Genomic DNA, 19,812 nt, shown 5'->3' with positions numbered 1-19,812 from the left:
TCCAATCTTCGGGAGAACGTGAAACTTCGCCGCCGGTTGCGTGGTTTCAGCGCCGCCGGGCGGCCGGGCGGCGAAACACGCCGACCATCTCGACGTGGCCCGAATGGCGGAACTGGTCCACCGGCGTGACCCGCTCCAGCCGGTAGCCGCCCGCGACGAGCGTCGCCGCATCCCGGGCGAAGGTCCCGGCATCGCAGGCGATGCCGACGACCAGGGGCACGCGCGACGCGGCGAGCTGGCGGGCTTGGGCCTCCGCGCCGGCCCGGGGCGGGTCGAACACCACCGCGTCGAAGGCGTCGAGCTCGGTCGGGAGCAGCGGCCGGCGGAAGAGGTCGCGCCGCTCGCGCGTGATCGCGCGCAGGCCCGTCGCCGCGCGGGCCGACCGGTCGAGGCCCGCGAGGGCGGCGGCATCGGCCTCCACGGCGTGGATCGCGGCGGTCCGGGCCATCGCGAGGGTCAATGGTCCGCACCCCGCGAACAGGTCCGCGGCGCGCTTCGTGCGCGGTCCCAGCGCCGCCAGCGTGAGATCCGTGAGCGCGGCCTGCCCGGCGGCGGTCGCCTGCAGGAAGCCGCCGGGGGCCGGGTAGAGACGGGTCTGGCCATCGGTGACCGAGACCGGCTCGGCCTCCATCAGCCGCTCGCCGTGCAGGGAGAGCCGGGCCAAGCCGAGCTCGCCGGCGATCCGCACCAGGGCGGCGCCGACGCCGGCGCTCACCGGCCCGTGCCCGCGCAGGTCGACGTCGAGGCCCTGGTCGGTGGCGCTGACAGCCACGTCGAGGGGCTTGCGGCCATGGCCGAGGGGCACCGCGAGGCGGCGCGCCACTTCGGGCGCGGGATGCAGCGCCGGCACGGTGATCGGGCAATGGTCGATCGGCACCAGCGCGTGGCTGCGGGCCGCCATCAGCCCGGCCTCGGCCCGGCCGTCGATCTCCCGGACATGGAGCGTGATCCGACGCCGCCCGGCGCCGTGCGCGTCGATGGCCGGATCGGGCGCCACGTCGAGGCCGGCCTGGGACAGGGCCTGCGCGATGAGACCGCGCTTCCAGGCCAGTTCGGCCGGCCGGGCGAGGTGCTGGGTCCGGCAGCCGCCGCAGCGCATGAAGTAGGGGCAGAACGGCTCGACCCGGTCGACGGAGGCCTGCGTGATGCCCAGAAGCTCGGCCCGCCGACCCTCCCGGCGGATCGTCGCGCGCTCGCCCGGCAGCGTATAGGGGACAAGGACCCCGTCCTCTGCGACCCCGTCGCCCCGGGCGCCAAGGTCCCGAATCGTGACCGTCTCACTCATGGGAATCGCGCGCCGATCAGGAATTCGGCATTGCCGTCGCCGCCCGGGACGGGCGAGTCAATCAGGCCGAGGATCGTGGCGCCGAGCGCCTGCAGCGCGTCCCGCACCGCCGCGCAGACCTCCGCGTGGACCGCCGGATCGCGCACGAGGCCGCCGCGCCCGACCCGCGCGCGGCCGGCCTCGAATTGCGGCTTGATCAGCGCGACGAGGCTCGAGCCCGGCGCGAGCAGCGCCGGCAGCGCCGGCAGCACCAGACGCAGGCCGATGAAGCTCACGTCGACGGTCGCGAGATCGGGGGGCGGCGCCAGCGCGGCCGGAGCGAGGGTGCGGATGTCGGTGCCTTCCAGGTTGGTCACCCGCGGATCCGCCGCGAGGCGCGCATGGAGCTGACCGCGTCCCACATCCACCGCGTAGACATGGGACGCGCCGCCGGCGAGCAGCACGTCGGTGAAGCCGCCCGTGGAGGCTCCGACGTCCAGGCAGGTGCGGCCGTCCGGATCGAGCCGGAACGCCGCCAGGGCCGCAGCGAGCTTGAGGCCGCCCCGGGACGCGTAGGGATGCGCCGGCGTCGCCTCGATCCGGGCGCCCGGGGTGATCGGGTCCGAGGCGCGTGTGAGCGGCCGCCCGTCGACCCGCACGAGCCCGGCCCGGATCGCCGCCTGCGCCCGCGCGCGGCTCTCGAAATGGCCGTGTTCCACGAGGAACAGGTCGGCGCGCCGCCTGGGCGGATCGGCCGCCGCGGCCGTGGCGGAATCCGGTATGGTCCGGTCGCGGTTCATCAGGGCTTCGTGCGGTCCCGGTCAGGCTGCGGTAGAGGTTCGGCGGCGCGGCCCTGTCGAAGGGCGATGCGCTCCCTAACTAGACCGAGCCGTACAGGAGAGCCACCGCATGACCCGCACCCTGCCGCTGCTCGCATTGCTCGGGACCTTCGCCGCGAGTGGCGCCCTCGCGCAGGAGCCCCCGAAGGAAGCCGCCAAGGCGGCCGAGACCTACGAGGCCCCGATCAAGAATGCCAAGGGCGACACGATCGGGCGGCTGGCGATCCGCGACGGCGCGAACGCGCTGGTGCTGCGCGTCGCGATCCAGCCCGGCGGCCTGCCCCCCGGCTGGCACGGCATGCACTTCCACGCCGTGGGCGACTGCTCGGATCCGAAGTTCATGAATTCCAAGGCGCATGTGAACCACGACCAGAGCAAGCACGGCCTGCTGAACGCGGAGGGCCCCGACGAGGGCGACCTGCCGAACCTCTATGTCGGCCAGGACGGCTCGGCCCAGGCCGAGGTGTCGAGCGAGACGCCCCTGAACGGCGAGGGCGGCCTCAAGGACGGCGACGGATCGGCGCTGATCATCCACGCCAACGAGGACGATCACACGACCCAGCCGATCGGCGGTGCCGGGGACCGGGTCGCCTGCGGGGTGATCAAGTAGCCGCGCGGGGTGAGGGCACCGCCGGCGGGATCGGCCGCGGGCGGCCGGACTCGTCGATCGCCACGAACGTGAAGGTGGCCTGGGTCACGCGCTCGCGGACCTGGGTGCAGAAGCGCCGCGCCCAGGCCTCGACCTCGATCTTCATCGAGGTGCGGCCCACATGGGACACCCGGGTGTAGACGCACAGGACGTCGCCCACGCGGACCGGCCGGATGAAGGTCATGGCGTTAAGCGACACGGTCACGACCCGGCCCTGGGCCCGGTCGACGCCGGCGATGCCGCCGGCCTGATCCATCTGCGAGAGAACCCAGCCGCCGAAGATGTCGCCGTTGGCGTTGGTATCGGCCGGCATGGCGATGGTGCGCACTGTCAGGTCGCCTTGGGGCGTACCGATATCCTGCGGCACCGGGATACCTCCGGCCGCTGAGGGTCCGACGTGCTCCATGCCGTCCATCCGCCCGCCTCGCGCCGTCAGGACAGCAGGCCGGCGAGCTTCAATCCCGCCGCCAGCAGAACCGCGACCGCGCTCAGAATGCATTCGAGCGGGATGGATTGCCAGAGGTCCGGCGTCGCCGCCGCCGGCTCGGCGCGTTGCGCGATATCGTTCATCGGGCGTCCTCCCGGGTGAGCCAATCTGCCGTGGCCTGTCCCATACCCTGCACGATAAAGCAGGCGCGCCGTCCGCGCATCCCGAATCACGATATGAAAAAGCCCGGCGGCTCAAGGGAGCCGCCGGGCCGGTCAAGCCAGCAGGCGCTTAGTAGTAGAACCGGCGGCCGTAATACGGGCGGCGCCAGTAGGGACGCGGGCCATAGAACCGGCGGCCGTAGTACGGACGGCGCCAGTAGGGGCGCGGGCCGTAGAAGCGACGGCGGTAGTAGTACTGGGCCTTCTCGGTGACAGCGGGTGCGGCGCCGGCCGGCAGGGCAAGCCCAGGACCGATGGGGGCGGCGGACGCTCCCTGCGGTGCCGCGGCCGCGAAGCCCAGCACCAGCAGGGCCGCGAGCAGGAATTTCCTCAGCACGGTCTCGACTCCCTTCGTGTGACTGCGTCTCGGACGACGAACCGCACGGGACGCGAGGACCTCAGCGCGGTTCGAACCGCTGCAACGCACGGGCGAGCTGAAGCGTTGCAGCTTAACTGCTGCGACGTTTCGGACAGGGTTGATCGTGGGTTGAGGCTTGGCTCGTATTGAGACTCGGCCGATCCCCGCAGATCAGGCGATCTTGGTCGTCATGTCCTCAATGCGGGCCTCTGCGCTCTGGCGCACGAGCGCGATGCCGTGCTCGCAATCCTCGCGGCGGCCATAGCCCTCGCCCGATTCCGCGATCACCTCGCCGTTGCGGGCCCGCAGGCGCCAGCGCCATTCGCCCTTCGCGTCCCGGTAGAGTTCGAACCGCATGGTGCAGGCTCCCTGTGAAATCCGGGAGGAGATGGGTCGACCGGCCTGCCGTGAAAAGAGAGCGGGCAGCTTCCGGCCGGAGCACGGGATGCCCTTCGAGGCGGGTTGCCTCATGGGAGCTCTCGAGCGACCCACAAAGAGAAAGCCGCCCGGGACGGCCTCGTCCCGGGCGGCTTCGTGATCGCGTGCGGTGTCGTCAGCCCTCAGGAGCGGGGCGCCCGCTCCAGCCAGCCGATGCTGCGGCCCTCGCTGCCGCCGCTGCGCGGACGGGCATCCGCGCGCTGGGGCCGGCCGTCCCGGTTCGGACGGCCCTGGTTCGGGCGCTCACCCTGCGGCCGGGCGGGCCGGTCCGCGCGGGTCTCACGTCCCTGCGGGGCGTGCTGCGGAGCGTGGCCGCGGCCATCGGCCCGACCCTCCTGGGGGCGGCCCTGACGGGGCGCGCCCTGGCCGCCGAATCCGCGGCCGCCACCGGGCTGGCCCTGCTGGGGACGGCCCTGCTGCTGACGGGGCCGCTGACCCTGGCGACCGCCGCCGGGGCGCTGCTGCCGCTCGGGGCGGCGCTCCTCCTCGCGGGCGATCTCGGCGGCTTCCTGGCGCGACGGCGGGTTGAAGCCCTCGGGGAAGCCCGCGACCGGCACCTTCTGCCGGGTCACGCGCTCGATGTCGCGCAGGTAGGCCTTCTCCTCGTCGTTGCAGAACGAGATGGCGAGGCCGTCCGCGCCGGCGCGGGCGGTGCGGCCGATCCGGTGGACGTAGCTCTCGGGAATGTTCGGCAGGTCGAAATTGACCACGTGGCTCACGCCCTCGACGTCGATGCCGCGGGCGGCGATGTCGGTGGCGACCAGAACCCGGCAGGTGCCGTCCTTGAAGGCGGCGAGCGCCCGCTCGCGCTGCGGCTGGCTCTTGTTGCCGTGGATCGCCGCCGCCGCGATGCCGACCTTGTCGAGGCCGCGCACGACCCGGTCCGCCCCGTGCTTGGTGCGGGTGAAGACGAGGACGCGCTCGATCGCCGGATCGCGCAGGATATGGCCCAGCAGCGCCTGCTTGGCGCCGGTATGGACGAAGATCACCTGCTGCTCGACCCGCTCGGCCGTCGTGGCGACGGGCGTCACGGCGACCTGGACGGGGTCCTTGAGGTACTGCGCGGCGAGCCCCGCGATGTTCTTCGGCATCGTGGCCGAGAAGAACAGGCTCTGGCGCTTCTCCGGCAGCATCTTCACGATGCGCTTGAGCGCGTGGATGAAGCCGAGATCGAGCATCTGGTCGGCCTCGTCGAGGACCAAGATCTCGACGCCGTCGAGCGTCAGGGACCGACGCTCGATCAGGTCGATCAGGCGGCCCGGCGTGGCGACCAGGATGTCGACGCCCGGTGCGAGCGCCCGCTCCTGGCGGCTGATGGTGACGCCGCCGAACACCACCGTGGTGGTGTAGGATAGGTGACGGCCGTAATCCGAGAAGGATTCGGCGATCTGGTTGGCGAGCTCGCGGGTCGGCGAGAGCACCAGCACCCGGCAGCCGCGGCGCGGGGCGCGGCGGTCCGAGAGCGACAGGCGGTGCAGGATCGGCAGCGCGAAGGCCGCAGTCTTGCCGGTGCCGGTCTGGGCGATGCCGCAGAGGTCGCGGCCCGTCATGGCCGGCGGGATCGCCTGGGCCTGGATCGGCGTCGGTGCGACGTAGCCGGCCTCGCTGAGCGCCCGCAGCACGGGCTGGGCGAGGCCGAAATCGGTGAATTGGGTCAAGGATGTATCCGATGCAGCAGGGCCGGCCGGGCGCGTCGCGAGACTGCGAGCGATACCGCTTGGGGAGCCGGTCCGTTGGCAGGGGGCAGCCCGCGTGATGGGGCGGCCCGGGTGCATGCACGTTATGAAGAGGGGGGCCGGATCACGCCGGAAGGCGCCCGATCCGTCACGCAGCCCCCTCAAGCGGGCCATGACGGCCGCTGACGCTGCACCGCCGATATGACCGTGTGCGCCTGCGAAGTCAATGCAGAGCCGGGTTGCGGCGTCGTCAGGCCGAACGCCGCGCGTAGTGATACAGGGCTGCGCCCGACCCCGCGAACAGCAGCAGGCCGGCCGCGACCGCCGGGGCCGGATTCGCGCCGGCGGTCACCGCCAGGGGCGCCTCGTCGCCCGACAGGTAGACGATCAGCGCGAATGCGACGCCCCAGAGGCTCTCGCCGACGATGAGGCCGGTCGCCGTGAGCGTGCCCATGCGCAGGGCCCGCCCGGGATCGGGCCGGCGCCGGGCCCAGCGGTCGTAGACCGTGCCGATCACGGCGCCCGCCACCAGCGGCAGCACCAGCTTCATCGGCAGGTAGATCCCGAGGGCGACCGCGAGCGGCGGCAGGCGCAAGGCCTTCAGGCGGCCGAGTCCCGCATCCAGCGCGACGAGGCCCAGCCCCGCGGCCCCGCCCCAACCCAGCATGCGCCAGTTGGCGTCGCCGGTCAGCACGCCCCGCGCCAGGGCGGAGATCAGCCCGGCCTGCGGCGCCGCGAGCGCGTTCGGACCCGCCCCGGGCGCCCCCGCGAAGCCGAAGCTCGCCCCGAGGAGGTTCAGGACCGGCGGGATGATCACGGAGCCGAAGGTCACGCCGACGATCAGGGCAACCTGCTGCTTCCAGGGTGTCGCGCCGACGAACTGGCCGGTCTTGAGATCCTGGAGGTTGTCGTTCGCGATGGTGGCGACGCCGAACACGATGCCGGTGACCGCCAGGGCGTAGGCGACCAGCGCCCGGGTGCTCTGCGGATCCGCCGTGCGGCCGAACAGACCCAGCAGCAGCGCCGCGCTCGCCAGGATTGCCAGGATCCCGACGCCCGACAGGGGGGAGTTCGACGCGCCGATCAGGCCGGCCATGTAGCCGGTCACCGCCGCCACGCCGAGCCCGACCACGAGGATGAACAGCAGCGCGCCGGCGATCAGCGGCAGGGCCTGCCCCTCCAGCGGCGTTCCGGCCAGCACGCTCCACAGCAGCCAGCCGATCGGCGCGAGCAGGGCGAGGGCGACCGCGATGACCGCGGAGACCGGCAGGTCGCGCTCCTCGAGGGCGAGCACCTCACCCGCCCTTCGGGCGCGCCCGGCGGCGAGCGCCGAGCGGATGCCACCCAGGACCGGGCCGGCGATCCGGACAAGCGTCCAGATCGCCGCGACGCCCATCACGCCGGCGCCGAAGAAGCGTACGTCCCGGCGGAAGACCGTGCCGACCCACTCTTCCAGGCCCACGTCCGGCAGCGGCTGCTCGGCCGTGAGGAGCGGGATCAGCCCGCCCCAGGCGATCGCCAGCCCCAGGGCCATCGCGGCCCCGACCGAGGGCCCGACGAGGTGGCCGACGCCAATCAGCGCGAAGGACAGGTTGCCGGCGATCCCTGTGGCGCCGGCTCCGACCCGGAACCACGTGCCGGCACTGTCGAGGACGAGCCGGGTCTGCGCGAGCGCCGCGAAGCCCGCCGAGACCAGGCCGTTCCAGGCGAGGATCCGCAGCCCGCGGGCGCTGTCGGCCTCGCCGGCCCGGCTGCGCGATCCGACCGCCAGAACCTCCGCGGCGGCGCGGCCCTCGGGAAAGGGCAGATCGGACTCCACCACGAGCGCCCGGCGCAGCGGCACGGAGAACATCACGCCGAGGATCCCGCCCGTCGCGGTGATGCCCGCCGTGGTGAGCCACGGGAAGCCCTGCCACCAGCCGATCATCACCAGTCCCGGCAGCACGAAAATGATGGCCGACAGGTTGCCGGCCGCCGAAGCGATGGTCTGGACAATATTGTTCTCCAGAACCGTGGCACCGGGCAGGCGCTGCAGCGCCGCCATGGAAATGACGGCGGCGGGGATCGACGTGGCGAAGGTGAGGCCGACCTTCAGGCCGAGATAGGCATTGGCGGCGGTGAACAGCAGCGTGATCGCGCCCCCGAGGGCGATGCTGCGCCACGTCAGTTCAGCGGGTTGGGGCGTGCGGGCCATGCTGATCGGACTCGCGGGTGGATGCGATCAGTCTAGAAGCCATTTTCGATGTGCCGCAACCGGTTCGGTGCAGAAAGGGATGATTTTCTACGAGGCTTTGTCTCTAAGATGCGGAGTAAGATATCAGCCATAATGCCATATCTAGCAAAAATAGGCCGTTATTGGCGAGAATGATCGAATGAAGACTGCCTTACAGCATGACTTAGAACGTTGCAGACGCCCTGAACGAGGATCGCCGATCCGCGCTCCTGTCCTGTCGCCGCGCGCCCGTTCGGCCCAGGCCGGCGAGGGCACGAACCGGTTGAACGAGAAAGGATGCGTGCGTTCAGATGGATCAAGATGATCCGATTCGAGGAACTTCGCGGCCTCGCACTTCGGCATCCCAGGACGGGTGGTGCTTGATACCGGAGCACGACCATCCCGATCTGAGGGCAAGGTCCCTTGGTTCGAGCGCGATATCTTCGAGACATCTGCAATCGAACCGACAAAGATCGCGAACATTCCAATTCTCGTCGACAAAACGCCTGATGGACGTGGATATGCGCTTCAGCATCGATCGCCTCCCGCTTGATTTGAGTTTAAGAATGAGCCGATGCTGTTTTCGTATCAGTGCCGATCCGCACGCCGGAGCCGAAGACGGATAACGGCTCCTCCGGGCTTGCGTTTCGGCATCGCCATCATGCTATGATCAGTAAAACGAGGCGCCACGTTCCGGGTCATAAGCGCAGGGCGGAAAGGTGATGGCTAGGCGTCTGGCGGCTATCCTCGTTGCCGATATCGTCGGTTACAGTCGGCTGATGGGAGCCGACGAAGCGGGTACGATACGACGCCTCAAAATACTCCGACGCGACGTCACTGATCCTGCCATCAAGGCCGCGCAGGGGCGCATCGTGAAGTCGATGGGCGACGGCCTGCTGGTCGAGTTCCCCAGCCCCTTGAGAGCCGTCTCGTGTGCGATCCGCATTCAGCGGGCGATGGCCGGGTTCGAGTCCGCGTTGCCGGATGACAGGCGGTTCAAGCTGCGCTTCGGGATCAATGTCGGCGACGTGATCGCCCAGCCGGACGGGGACCTGTTCGGGGACGGCGTCAACGTGGCGGCGCGTCTCGAGCCCTTGTCCGAGCCCGGCGGGCTCTGCGTGTCGCGCTCGGTCCACGAGCAGGTGCGCGACAAGGTGCCCTACCGCTTCGAGGACAGGGGCAAGCTGGATCTGAAGAACATCGCGCGCCCGATCGGCGTCTTCGCCCTCTCCGCGCAGGCCGTCCAGACCTTGGCGCCGCCCGACGATGAGGAGGACGACGCGGACGAGCCGTCCGCCGCAACCGGCGGAGTTCCGCTTCCGACTCCTGCCGCGGCGACGCGGTCGCGCCGTGGTCTCGGTGTTGCCGCAGGGGCTTGCCTCGCGGGCGCCGCGATCCTCGTCGTCGCGGGCGGTACGGTCTGGTCTCTCTGGCCTCACGCCGCCCCGAGGCCGGAGCAGACGCTCGCCGTCCAGAACGGTCTGCCCCCGAAGCCGCTGCCGCCGCTCTCGATCGTGGTGCTGCCGTTCGCCAACCTGAGCAACGATCCGGAGCAGGATTTTTTCGCCGATGGATTGACCGAAGACCTGACCACAGACCTGTCGCACCTCGCCGGCAGCTTCGTGATCGCGCGCAACACGGCCTTCACCTACAAGGGCAAGGCTGTCGACGTGAAACAGCTCGGTCGTGATCTGGGTGTCCGGTACGCCCTGGAAGGGAGCGTTCGGCGCACCGGAGATCATGTGGTTCTGAATGCGCAGCTCGTATCAACCGAGACGGGCGCGCACATCTGGGCCGACCGGTTCGACGGTGAGCGGAGCCGATTGGGAGAGCTTCAGGCCGAGTTCGTTGCGAGACTCGCGCGATCGCTGGATATCCAGCTCAGTCAAGCCGAAGGATTGAGGATCCTGAGGGAGGGCTCGCTCAATCCGACAGCCGCCGACCTGAATATGCTCGGCTGGGCGGCCATGAACAGGCCGCGAACGCCCGCCAATACGCTGGAGGCGCGCGACAAGTTCGAGCAGAGCTTGAAGATCGACAAGAACAATCCTCAAGCCAAGATCGGCCTCGCGCGAGCCATAGCGCAAGCCGTCAACACGCGGGTCAGCAAGAATGTTGCTGCCGATTCCCGGCTCGCCTTACAGCTCGCGGATGAAGGTCTCGCGGCGAATCCACAAAGCTCGATGGCCCATTACGTGAAGGCAGAGGTCCTTCGTGCGACGAAGGATTTCGCGCTGGGGCTGCGGGAGATCGCGGTCGCTGTCGAATACGATCCGAACATGGCGATCGCGCACGCGCTTGCCGGAATCATCAATCTCTGGGACGGAAACGCCGACAAGACGTTCGGGCATGTCGAGAAGGCAATCCGTCTGAGCCCGAAGGATCCGCTCCTGAACGCGTGGGAGTATTATATCTGTCATGCCCACACCCATTTGAAGCATTGGGAGGAGGCCATCAGGTGGTGCAACCGATCCGTCGGGCACACGCCGTACTTCTTTGCGTATATCGATCTGGCCGTGGCGCATGCGTGGCTGGGTCACAAGGAGCAGGCGAAGGACGCGATCGACAACGTCCTCAAGCTCATGCCCGGGTACACGGTGCATACGCTGGCCAATGCCGACTACTCACGAAATCCGACGTTCATGAAGGAATATGCGCATATCGTCGAAGGGGCGCGGATGGCCGGGCTGCCCGAGGGCTCGACGGATTGAACGAGCGCCCGATCCCGACGCGTCGCGCGCGGGTTCAGAAGAACCGGCCCGCGCCTTCATCATCGCGGTTGGGCCGCTCAGGCGCATCATTCCGAGAGATCATGGACGGGGCCGCTGCCTGGCAGCCGAGCGCATCCGTCACACCGTTTCGCCCCGACCTCTTCTGAATGTTCAAGAAAAGGTTGGTGCGGCCAAGAGGACTCGAACCTCCACCCCTCGCGGGACTAGCACCTCAAGCTAGCGCGTCTACCAATTCCGCCATGGCCGCATCGGACGCGAAGACCGGTCCGCTTGCCCGACCGTCGCGCCCCGCGGGAGAACCCGGGGCCGCAATCGTGTCGCGCGGCGCAGCGGATAACAGATCGATCCGCCGCCGACAAGCGCTCCGCTCACGGGGAATCGTAGCCGCCGTCCAGGAAAGGGGTCGCGCCGTCGCCGATGCTGATGCCGGGCTCCACGATCGAGGCTGCCTTGCGGATCAGTTCCGTCACCTCGACGGAGATGCGGTCGCCGGTCACCACGATCTGGCCGCGGGCGATCGGGTGATCGTTGGCCAGGATCTCGACCATGTCGCTGTCGCTGGCCTCCAGCTCGATCACGGCGCCGCGGCCCATGCGCAGCAGCATGTGCAGCGGCATGCGCGCGCGGCCCAGCACCACCGTCAGATCGACCTTGAGGGTCTCGAAGACCGCCACCGCGCGCCATCCCGTCTCGCGGCCGGTCCTTGCCAGCGCCGGCCGCGAATGTTGAAGGCTTCGATCATCGACGCAGGATGGTGAACCCTTGGTAAACGCGCCCCGCCTCACGGTCAGTCCGCACGCCTTCCCGAAGCGGCCCGGCTCCGATCCGGTCGCCGGGCCGGTGGGCTGGCGCGTGAGTGACGCGCCGGTGGACTACGCGCCCGCGCTCGCCTGGATGGAGGCGCGGGCGGAGGCGATCGCCCGCGGCGCGGTGTCGGAATGCGTCTGGCTGCTGGAGCACCCACCGCTCTACACGGCCGGGACCTCGGCCCGGTCCGAGGATCTCGTGGCGACGGATCGATTTCCGGTTCACGCCACCGGGCGCGGCGGGCAGTACACCTATCACGGCCCGGGTCAGCGGGTCGCCTACGTGATGCTCGACCTCGACCGGCGCAGCCGCGACCTGCGCGCCTATGTGGCGAGCCTGGAGGCGTGGCTGATCGAGACGCTCGCCGCCTTCAATGTCCGCGCCGAGCGTCGGGAGGACCGGGTCGGCGTCTGGGTGCGCCGCCCCGAGAAGGGCCCCGGCGTCGAGGACAAGATCGCGGCGATCGGCATCCGGGTCCGCCGCTGGGTCAGCTTCCACGGCATCAGCCTGAACGTCGAGCCCGATCTCACGCATTTCGACGGGATCGTGCCCTGCGGCGTGCGGGAGCACGGGGTGACGAGCTTGGTGGACCTCGGCCTGCCGGTGAGCATGGCCGAGGTCGACATGCAACTCCGGGCCGCCTTCGAGGATATCTTCGGATCGACGGTGATCGAGGCGGCGGACTGACTGGACCGCGATCAGAAATCCGCGTGGAGCCGCGAGGCGAAGAAATGCGCCGGCCCGCGGTCGCGGTTGTAGCCGGGATTGTCGATGAACTGGTAGTCGAAGGTCAGGGTCACGAACTTGGTCAGGTTCAGAGCGTAGTAGGTCTCCAGCGCCCGCTCGGTGCCGTAGTTCAGCCGGCCGTCGCCGATCAGCAGCCCGTAATAGCCCGCCGCGAAGGCGGCCCGGTGCGAGGGCGAGAGCCCGTTCATCGCCGCGCCGATCCCGACCGTGTCGTCCGGCCGGTCCCAGGCCTTGCCCTTCAGCGATAGGCCGCCGGAAAAGCTCTGGTCGATGTCGGTGAAGGAGATGTTCTCCGTGCGCCCGTCGTTCAGGCTGGCCCGGGCGAAGAGGCCGAGTTCCGGCGTGAGGGCCTGCTCCAGGTTGATGTAGCCGCCGGTCTTGCGGCGCGGGCGCCGTGTCGCCGCGACCGCGTCGTTGATGTCGTCGAACGCGCCGAGCTGCGTCAGGGTGACGACCTCCCGGTTGTTGGCCGAGACGCCGACATTCGAGAACAGTCCGAAGCGCAGCTTGCCCGGCTGCTCCAGCCAGGGGAGCACGTAGCGCTGCTCGAACTCGGCGTTCAGGCCGGCGCGCCGGAACACGCGCGGGTCGAGCACGTCGCTCGACGGCTCCTTGGGCACCTGCGTGTAGGCGGCTCGGATCGCGAATTCCGGCCGGTTGTACTCGGCGTAGACGCCTTGCGTGAAGCCCGGGAGGTTGGCCGGGAAGTCCCAGGCCGAGGAGCCCCAGAGCGACCAGTTGAAGAAGTCGACGCGGGGATCGTGCGCGTAGACGTTGCCGTCGAAGAAGTCGCCGAGGGCGAACTTGCCGGCGATGAGCGTGATCCGCTCGGCATCGTAGCGGGTGGCGACCTGGTTCGGGCCGTCCGGCACCTCCACGGTCTCACCGCCGAGACCGAAGGTCTGCTTCACGTAGTAGCGGTTCGAGCGCAGCTTCGGAAACGGGGCGCCGGCCTTCTGCGCCTCGCCGTTGACGAAGCCGGCGACGCCCAGGGTCCGGGACAGGCCGAAGCCCTGGCTGAATTCGGGGTTGTAGTAGACCTCGGTGCTGTCGGTGAGCTTCAGCCCGAGGAAGATCGTAGCCGTGGTGGTCTGCCGGGCCTGATGCGGGACCAGGCTCTGCGCGCCCGCGTAAGGTGAGCGGAAGCCGGGCACGCCCTGCGCGATCAGGGTGGTCTGTCCGTGCAGAGAGAAGCGCCCTGTATCGCCGTTGTCGGGATCGTGCGGCGCGGTCTCGTCGGGGTCCGGCGGCACCTTCAGCCCGTCCGGGAACCACATCAGCCGCGCGAACATCTGGTTCGAGGTGAAGCTCGCCCGGGTCGTCACCGGTCCGCCCGCGTCGCCGGGCACCGTGCCCAGCGGGAAGCGCCGGCTGCCGCCGAGGTCGATGTACCGGTAGTCGATCCCCAGGGCGAGCGTGTCGGAGATGGCGTATTGCACGCCCGCGCCCAGGGTGAAGCCGACATAGCCGAGGTCCCGCCGGGCCGTGTTCTGGCCACCCGTGTCGAGATCCGGGTAGTTCGCCAAGATGCGGGCGTTGGCGCCCGTGAGCCCAAAGCTTCCGTAGATCAGGTAGCGGTCGAAGCTGTAGCCGATCCGCGCCCGCAGGCTCCCGTACAGATCGGTCTTGGCGCGCACGATGTTGAAGGCCGGATCCACGTCCCCGTAGCCGAAGCCCGCGATGGTCGACGGGACGGGACGCTTCAGGTTCGCCACATCGAGGCTGGCCTCGACGCCGTAGACCCACGGTCCGGTCTGCCAGTTCCAGCCGCCGAAGGCGCCACCGACCGCGGTGGTGGCATCCCGCCCCTGATCGCTGCGGCCGGTGGAGTCGCCGCTCTTGAAGGGCGGGATGGAACGGCCGCCGATGGTGGTCGGGCCGAAGCTGTAGGCCCCGTAGGAGCCGCCCGCGCTGCCCTCGAAACCGAGATAGCCGCCCGACCAATCGGCGTAGCGGGCCGCCTCCGCGGGCGGGCGCGGTGCGGCGAGGTCCGCCGCCGCCGCCTCGCGTGCGAGGAGGGACAAGGTCAGCACGAGCGCTGCGGCGCTGGCCAGGGGCACGAAAGAGATGGTCATGGGATTCGCAGCAGGAATATAGCACTTGCTAAATCGGCGTGCGGCCCCGTGCAAGCCGTGATCCGCGGTCGCACCCTAGTCGCTCGCGATTTTCCTGCGCCGGGATGCATTCTCGGTTCCCCGCATGGCAGTGCGATGACGATCCCCGGTTCCGTCTCTTGGTCAAGATCCGAGTGGCTGTGGAACGTCGAATTTCTTCGTGAGGATCGCCGATAATTCCTATGATCCCGGCGAAAGACCACGCAATACATCATAATGGGGCGGCAGTGTCTTCAGATTAGAATTGTTATTATTTGATGCGGCGCGATTCCTGTTTGAACTTCGCGCGCGAGGGCTTATGTGCGGGAGCATGCGCGCTTCGAACGTCGTCCTGGCCCTCCGCGGATTCGCCGCAGCCTCCCTTCTCGCGGTCACGGGCGCCGCTGTGGCCAAGGAGGTGCCGATCGGACCGCACGTGACCCGGAACGGCCTGGAGGTCGCCGCGGTCTATCTGCAGCCGATCGAGATGGATCCGCCCGGCATGATGCGCGAGGCCGCGCAGTCGGACATCCACCTCGAGACGGATATCCGGGCCGCGAAGGACAATCGCAACGGCTTCGCGGAGGGCGATTGGGTGCCGGCGCTCGAAGTGCGCTTCGAGGCGGTGAAGCTCGACGGCGACAAGCCCACGGACCAGAAGGTCTCCGGCATGCTGATGCCGATGGTGGCCAATGACGGGCCGCATTACGGCGACAACGTCAAGCTGTTCGGCCCCGGCCGCTACCGTCTCAAGGTCACGGTGGCGCCGCCCGGCAAGGACAGCCATTTCGGGCGTCACGTCGATAAGGAGACCGGTGTCGGTCCCTGGTTCGAGCCCTTCGACGTGACTCAGGACTTCACGTTCGCCGGTGTCGGCAAGAAGGGCGCCTACTGAGAATCCGGAGTTGCCTGTGCCGTCCCGTCTGTTCCGTCACGTCCGATTCGCCGGCCTGCTGCTCGCCGCTGCCGCGGCGACGTCCGCGCGCGCGGACGACATGCCGGTGATCAAGGTCGAGATGCGCGACGGGGTGATCCTGCCGGCGGTCATCGAGGTGCCGGCCAACACGCGGTTCAAGCTGGAGATCTCGAACACCGGCCAGTCGCCGGTGGAGTTCGAGAGCACGGAGCTCAAGCGCGAGAAGGCGCTGGCCGCCGGATCGACCTCGGCGATCGTGTTCCGCACCCTCGACGCCGGGACCTACCAGGTGTTCGACGACTTCCACCCGGAGGCGAAGGCGACCCTGGTGGCCAAATGAGCGCGTCGACGACAGCGCCAGGCTCCCTCACGCTGCCCCGCGTCTCGTCGCGCCGGGCGGTGCTCGACGCGCGGCTCGCCCGGTTCGGCGACGGGCTGCGCCGTCACGGCTGGATCATCCGGGCCATCCAGTGGCTGATCGTCGGCGTCTACGCGGTGCTGGTGATCGTCCCGGCGCTTCTGCCGCTGCCCGGCAACGCCGCCCACATCTGGACCAACCTGACGCTCGCCGCGCAGTTCGCCTTCTGGGGGATCTGGTGGCCCTTCGTGCTGGTGAGCATGGTGCTGGTCGGCCGGGCGTGGTGCGGCGTGCTCTGCCCCGAGGGGGCGCTGAGCGAGTTCGCGAGCCGCTGGAGCCGCGGCTACGCGGTGCCGCGCTGGATCACTTGGCAGGGTTGGCCGTTCCTGGCATTCGCCGGCACCACGGTCTACGGGCAGATGACCAGCGTGTACGGCTATCCGAAGCCGGTCCTCGCGGTGCTCGGCGGCTCGACCCTCGCGGCGATCGCGGTCGGCCTGCTCTACGGGCGCAACAAGCGGGTCTGGTGCCGCTATCTGTGCCCGGTGAACGGCGTGTTCGCGGTGCTGTCGAAGCTCGCCCCGGTGAGCTTCCAGGTCGACCGCGCCGCCTGGGCGGCCTCGCCGAAGCCCGCCCGGGGCACGGAAGCCTTCAACTGTGCGCCGCTCGTGCCGGTCAAGGCGATGCGCGGGGCCGGTGCCTGCCACATGTGCGGCCGCTGCAGCAATCATCGCGGCGCGGTGCACCTCGCTTTGCGCTCGCCGAACCATGAGATCGTCCACGTGGCCGGCGAGGAGCCCAGCCTCGACCAGACGATGCTGATCCTGTTCGGCATGCTGGCGCTGGCGGTGGGCGCGTTCCAGTGGTCATCGAGCCCCTGGTACGTCGATGCCAAGCAATGGGCGGCCACGTGGCTGATCGAGCACGGGACGACGTGGCCTCTGGAGCATTCCGCGCCCTGGTTCGTGCTCACGAACTATCCCGACCGCAACGACGTGATGACCCTGCTCGATGGCGCGCTGCTCCTGGCCTATATCGGCGCAGCGACGGTGATTCTCGGGCTCGTCCTGTCGGCGATCGTGGCGCTCGCCACGCGCCTCCTCGGCGGCTGGTCGCTCCGGCGCTTCCACCACCTGACCCAGACGCTGATCCCGGTCGCGGGCTGCGGCGTCTTCCTGGGGCTCTCCGCGCTCACCGTCACGTTCCTGCGCGGCGACGGCATCGTGATCCCGTACGTGGCGGAGATCCGTGCCGGCCTGCTCGCCGGTGCGAGCCTCTGGAGCGTCTGGCTCGCCTGGCGGGTGGCCGGCCTCAGCGCCGGCGGGTTCCGCCGGATCGCGGCCTCGGCCTGCATCGCCGGTGCGGCCGCGCTGTCGGTGGCGAACTGGGTGCTGCTGTTCTGGGTCTGGTAGCGCGGCCGGCGCACCCCCGAATCCTCTAACCCCTGGAGACCGCCATGATCGGCGCCTTCGTCATCGCCTTCCGCGAAGTCATCGAGGCGGGCCTCATCATCTCCATCGTGCTGGCGGCGACCCGGGGCATCCCCGGACGGATGCGCTGGGTGCTGCTCGGGGTCGCCGGCGGGCTCGCGGGCGCCGGCCTCGTCGCCCTGTTCGCCGAGAAGATCTCCGACGCGTTCGAGGGCAACGGCCAGGACATCCTCAACGCCGCGGTGCTGATCGTCGCGGTGCTGCTGCTGATCTGGCACAACACCTGGATGAGCAAGCACGGCAAGGAGCTGGCGGGCGAGCTGCGCGCGGCCGGTGAGGCGGTGCGCTCGGGCGAGCGCGAGGCTGCCGCCCTCTCCATCGTGATCGGCGCCGCGATCCTGCGCGAGGGCGCCGAGCTGGTCCTGTTCCTGTACGGCCTCGTGGCGTCCGGCACCTCCGGGGCAGACATCCAGTTCGGCGCCGTCGCGGGCATCGGGGCGGGCGTGCTCCTTTCGGCGGTAACCTATCTCGGCCTCGCCTCGATCCCGAGCCGCTACGTGTTCTCGGTGACGAGCGTGCTGATCATCTTCCTGGCTGCCGGGCTCGCCGCGCAGGCCGCCCAGTTCCTGTCCAACGCGGGCGTGGTCGACGTCCTCGGCCACACCCTGTGGAACAGCTCCGGGCTGATCGCCGAGAATTCCTGGCCGGGCCGCGTCCTGCACGCCCTCGTGGGCTACACCGACCGGCCGACCGCCCTGCAGGGGCTCGTCTACGTCGCCACGATCGTGGTCATGGTCGGCCTGATGCAGTGGAGCGCCGCCGACAAGCGCCGCGCCGTGCGGACGGCCTAGGGCGCCGGGATTCCGGGCCGCCGACACGCGGCCCGGGTCCACGTCTCAAGGAATTTCCGGACCGGTCCCGCCGCACCGCTGACCCATACCGTGGAGCGCGGTGCCAAGGCGGTCTCCGGCAGCGGCCCTCAGGCCAGCGTGGCCCATTTCGCCGGTTCGGCCGGCTTCTCCTTGTAGATCGTCCCGGAGAAGTCGACGTGCAGCTCCGTTGCCGCGGCCTCGCCCCGGCGCGCCAGGAGCTCGAAGTGCCTCGGCTTGCGGCGCGGCGCCTCCGCCACCGTCCAACCGGCCGCGGCGGCCGCCGCGAGGGCATGCGCGGGATCGGCTGGCCCGTCGGGCCGCGTGTCCGCCCGCTTGGGTCCGGGCGCGTGATGGGGCTTCTTGTGATGGATCTCCACCGGATCCCGGCCCGCCGCCGAAATCCGCGTGACCTTGATCTCCGAGGGGCGACGCTCGCCCTCGAGGGTCACGTGCAGACCGCTGGCGAGCGCGAACGCGTCCGCGCCTTTGGGGCCGAGATCGGCCAGATGCGTCCGGCCATCCGCCTCGATGGTGAAGCGATGGGCGAAGACGTGCCGGATGGTGCCCGAGAGGGCGGTGGTGTCGTGAAGCGGCATGATTTTCTCCGTAGAGCGCCCAACCGCAGGCGCTTCCGATATATCGGAATTGATACGGAGCGTTCAAGACGACGTCGGCATACCCGCAACCCTGTGGCGGCGGGATCCGTGCGTCCGGATTTCGGCGCCTGAGCCCAAGCTCAGGCGCCCGTCGCCACCGCCCGGGTCGGATCGGCGCCCCATTCCGACCAGGAGCCGTCGTAGAGGCTCCGGGCCGGGCGGCCCATGGTTTCCAGAGCCAGAGCGATGATCGCCGCGGTCACGCCAGAGCCGCAGGTGGTCACGATCGGCCGGCTCGGGTCGACGCCGTTCTCAGCGAAGACCGCCGCCAGTTCCTCCGGGCTCTTCATGCGGCCGTCGCGCTGGAGCGCCGCGTAGTGCAGGTTGCAGGCGCCGGGCATGTGTCCGGGCCGGACGCCGGGCCGCGGCTCCGGCTCCTCGCCACGGAAGCGTGTGCCTGAGCGGGCATCCACCACCTGGGCCGAGCCGGTCTCCAGGGCGCGGGCGACGTCAGTCGCATCCGCCACCGCGCCGTGATCGAGGCGGGCGGTGAAGTGCCGGCGCTCGGCCTGGCGCGGCTCGCCGTCCTCGGTGGGGTAGCCCGCGGCGATCCAGGCGGGGAGGCCACCATCCAGCACCAGGGCGTCGCGCACCCCGAAGGTCTTCAGCATCCACCAGACCCGCGGGGCCGAGAACAGGCCTTGGCCGTCATAGATGACGATCTGCTGGCCATCGCCGACGCCGAGCGCGCGCATCCGCGCGGCGAAGACCTCGGGGCGGGGCAGCATGTGCGGCAGGCTCGACTCGGTGTCGCTCATCGCGTCGAGGTCGAAGCGCCGGGCGCCGGGGATATGCGCCGCGCGGAACTCGGCCTCGGGGTCACGGCCGGCCGCCGGCAGGTACCAGGAGGCGTCGAGGACCACGATATCGGGGGCGGCGAGACGGTCGTGCAGCCAGTCGGGGGACACGAGGGGCGCATGGGCCATGGGGCGGGTCCGGCTCTGTTCGCGAGAGCGCGCACCAAATCACAGAGCGCACCGGGTTGCACGTCCGGGCCTTCGCCGAACCGCGGCGGTGAGGCGGTTTCGTCAGGCCCACGAATGGCAGTTCAGCGGCCCGCGATACGACGAGCTACGCATCCTGCACCGTGGTCCGATGCAGCCAATGCAGGCTGGTC

19 protein-coding genes and 1 tRNA gene are annotated in these 19,812 nt (G+C 69.8%); 7 read left to right on the top strand and 13 right to left on the bottom strand.

All coding sequences use genetic code 11. The annotated features are described in order from the left end of the window. Positions 1-46: 46 nt before the first annotated feature. Positions 47-1,285, bottom strand: coding sequence for a class I SAM-dependent RNA methyltransferase (locus AC3WSN_RS20040; protein WP_492540280.1), 1,239 nt, complete (start codon positions 1,283-1,285; stop codon positions 47-49). Beyond that, on the bottom strand, positions 1,282-2,064 hold the full coding sequence (locus tag AC3WSN_RS20035; RefSeq protein WP_492540278.1) for a TlyA family RNA methyltransferase: 783 nt from the start codon (positions 2,062-2,064) through the stop codon (positions 1,282-1,284). Before AC3WSN_RS20035 ends, AC3WSN_RS20040 begins: the two co-directional genes overlap by 4 nt. A 109-nt stretch (positions 2,065-2,173) precedes the next feature. Here AC3WSN_RS20035 and AC3WSN_RS20030 point away from each other — a divergent pair, with 109 nt between their 5' ends. Further along, positions 2,174-2,713 (top strand): superoxide dismutase family protein, encoded by a 540-nt coding sequence (locus AC3WSN_RS20030; protein ID WP_192710143.1) that lies wholly within the window; start codon positions 2,174-2,176, stop codon positions 2,711-2,713. Here the strand turns inward: AC3WSN_RS20030 and AC3WSN_RS20025 are convergent. From AC3WSN_RS20025 to AC3WSN_RS20000, 6 genes are all read right to left on the bottom strand, one after another. Continuing rightward, entirely contained in the window at positions 2,706-3,158 is a 453-nt protein-coding gene (locus AC3WSN_RS20025; RefSeq protein ID WP_192710142.1) for an acyl-CoA thioesterase, read from the bottom strand. The two genes, AC3WSN_RS20030 and AC3WSN_RS20025, sit on opposite strands and share 8 nt — an antisense overlap. Before the next feature lie 26 nt (positions 3,159-3,184). Continuing rightward, positions 3,185-3,322: a hypothetical protein gene (locus tag AC3WSN_RS20020; RefSeq protein WP_175544118.1), complete on the bottom strand. Its 138-nt coding sequence runs from the start codon at positions 3,320-3,322 to the stop codon at positions 3,185-3,187. Between the two features lie 148 nt (positions 3,323-3,470). Further along, positions 3,471-3,737 (bottom strand): hypothetical protein, encoded by a 267-nt coding sequence (locus AC3WSN_RS20015; RefSeq protein ID WP_192710141.1) that lies wholly within the window; start codon positions 3,735-3,737, stop codon positions 3,471-3,473. Between the two features lie 192 nt (positions 3,738-3,929). After that, a complete protein-coding gene (locus AC3WSN_RS20010; RefSeq protein ID WP_492540275.1) occupies positions 3,930-4,115 on the bottom strand; it encodes a YegP family protein in 186 nt (61 codons plus the stop codon). 203 nt (positions 4,116-4,318) lie between these two features. After that, complete coding sequence (locus AC3WSN_RS20005; protein ID WP_192710140.1) at positions 4,319-5,854, bottom strand: DEAD/DEAH box helicase; 1,536 nt, start codon at positions 5,852-5,854, stop codon at positions 4,319-4,321. A 268-nt stretch (positions 5,855-6,122) separates the two neighbouring features. Further along, positions 6,123-8,066 (bottom strand): OPT family oligopeptide transporter, encoded by a 1,944-nt coding sequence (locus tag AC3WSN_RS20000; protein ID WP_492540273.1) that lies wholly within the window; start codon positions 8,064-8,066, stop codon positions 6,123-6,125. 740 nt (positions 8,067-8,806) lie between these two features. Here AC3WSN_RS20000 and AC3WSN_RS19995 point away from each other — a divergent pair. Continuing rightward, positions 8,807-10,795, top strand: a complete 1,989-nt coding sequence (locus AC3WSN_RS19995) for an adenylate/guanylate cyclase domain-containing protein (RefSeq protein WP_492540271.1) — start codon at positions 8,807-8,809, stop codon at positions 10,793-10,795. Between the two features lie 183 nt (positions 10,796-10,978). Here AC3WSN_RS19995 and AC3WSN_RS19990 read toward each other — a convergent pair. Continuing rightward, positions 10,979-11,063, bottom strand: a tRNA-Leu gene (locus tag AC3WSN_RS19990). A 121-nt stretch (positions 11,064-11,184) separates the two neighbouring features. Beyond that, positions 11,185-11,490, bottom strand: a complete 306-nt coding sequence (locus AC3WSN_RS19985) for a FliM/FliN family flagellar motor switch protein (RefSeq protein ID WP_192710131.1) — start codon at positions 11,488-11,490, stop codon at positions 11,185-11,187. A gap of 88 nt (positions 11,491-11,578) precedes the next feature. On the opposite strand from AC3WSN_RS19985, the gene lipB reads away from it, so the two are divergent. After that, complete coding sequence (gene lipB, locus AC3WSN_RS19980; protein WP_192710130.1) at positions 11,579-12,310, top strand: lipoyl(octanoyl) transferase LipB; 732 nt, start codon at positions 11,579-11,581, stop codon at positions 12,308-12,310. Positions 12,311-12,321: 11 nt separating this feature from the next. Here lipB and AC3WSN_RS19975 read toward each other — a convergent pair whose 3' ends face one another. Next, the gene (locus AC3WSN_RS19975; RefSeq protein ID WP_492540268.1) at positions 12,322-14,445 is read right to left on the bottom strand and encodes a carbohydrate porin; all 2,124 of its coding nucleotides are present in this window, start codon (positions 14,443-14,445) and stop codon (positions 12,322-12,324) included. A 349-nt stretch (positions 14,446-14,794) separates the two neighbouring features. Between AC3WSN_RS19975 and AC3WSN_RS19970 the strand changes: the two genes are divergently transcribed. Genes AC3WSN_RS19970 through AC3WSN_RS19955 form a run of 4 tightly spaced genes read left to right on the top strand, consistent with a single transcriptional unit; the run spans position 14,795 to position 18,018 of the window. After that, positions 14,795-15,358 carry an iron transporter gene (locus AC3WSN_RS19970; protein WP_373622081.1) on the top strand — a complete coding sequence of 188 codons (564 nt, stop codon included), beginning with the start codon at positions 14,795-14,797 and terminating at the stop codon, positions 15,356-15,358. Positions 15,359-15,374: 16 nt separating this feature from the next. Continuing rightward, positions 15,375-15,719, top strand: coding sequence for a cupredoxin domain-containing protein (locus AC3WSN_RS19965; RefSeq protein WP_238197622.1), 345 nt, complete (start codon positions 15,375-15,377; stop codon positions 15,717-15,719). Then, positions 15,716-17,149 carry a 4Fe-4S binding protein gene (locus AC3WSN_RS19960; protein WP_492540265.1) on the top strand — a complete coding sequence of 478 codons (1,434 nt, stop codon included), beginning with the start codon at positions 15,716-15,718 and terminating at the stop codon, positions 17,147-17,149. Before AC3WSN_RS19965 ends, AC3WSN_RS19960 begins: the two co-directional genes overlap by 4 nt. A 44-nt stretch (positions 17,150-17,193) precedes the next feature. Further along, entirely contained in the window at positions 17,194-18,018 is an 825-nt protein-coding gene (locus AC3WSN_RS19955) for an FTR1 family iron permease (protein WP_192710126.1), read from the top strand. A 128-nt stretch (positions 18,019-18,146) separates the two neighbouring features. On the opposite strand, the gene AC3WSN_RS19950 is transcribed toward AC3WSN_RS19955, so the two are convergent. Both AC3WSN_RS19950 and sseA read right to left on the bottom strand, forming a co-directional pair. Then, on the bottom strand, positions 18,147-18,635 hold the full coding sequence (locus AC3WSN_RS19950) for a hypothetical protein (RefSeq protein ID WP_192710125.1): 489 nt from the start codon (positions 18,633-18,635) through the stop codon (positions 18,147-18,149). Positions 18,636-18,775: 140 nt separating this feature from the next. After that, positions 18,776-19,621, bottom strand: a complete 846-nt coding sequence (gene sseA / locus AC3WSN_RS19945) for a 3-mercaptopyruvate sulfurtransferase (RefSeq protein ID WP_492540262.1) — start codon at positions 19,619-19,621, stop codon at positions 18,776-18,778. Between the last annotated feature and the right edge of the window lie 191 nt (positions 19,622-19,812).

It is taken from the genome of Methylobacterium sp. FW102-HT35C08, from assembly GCF_058790235.1.
The sequence above is the reverse complement of the archived record's forward strand: the minus strand, read 5'-3'. Positions and strand labels throughout refer to the sequence as shown.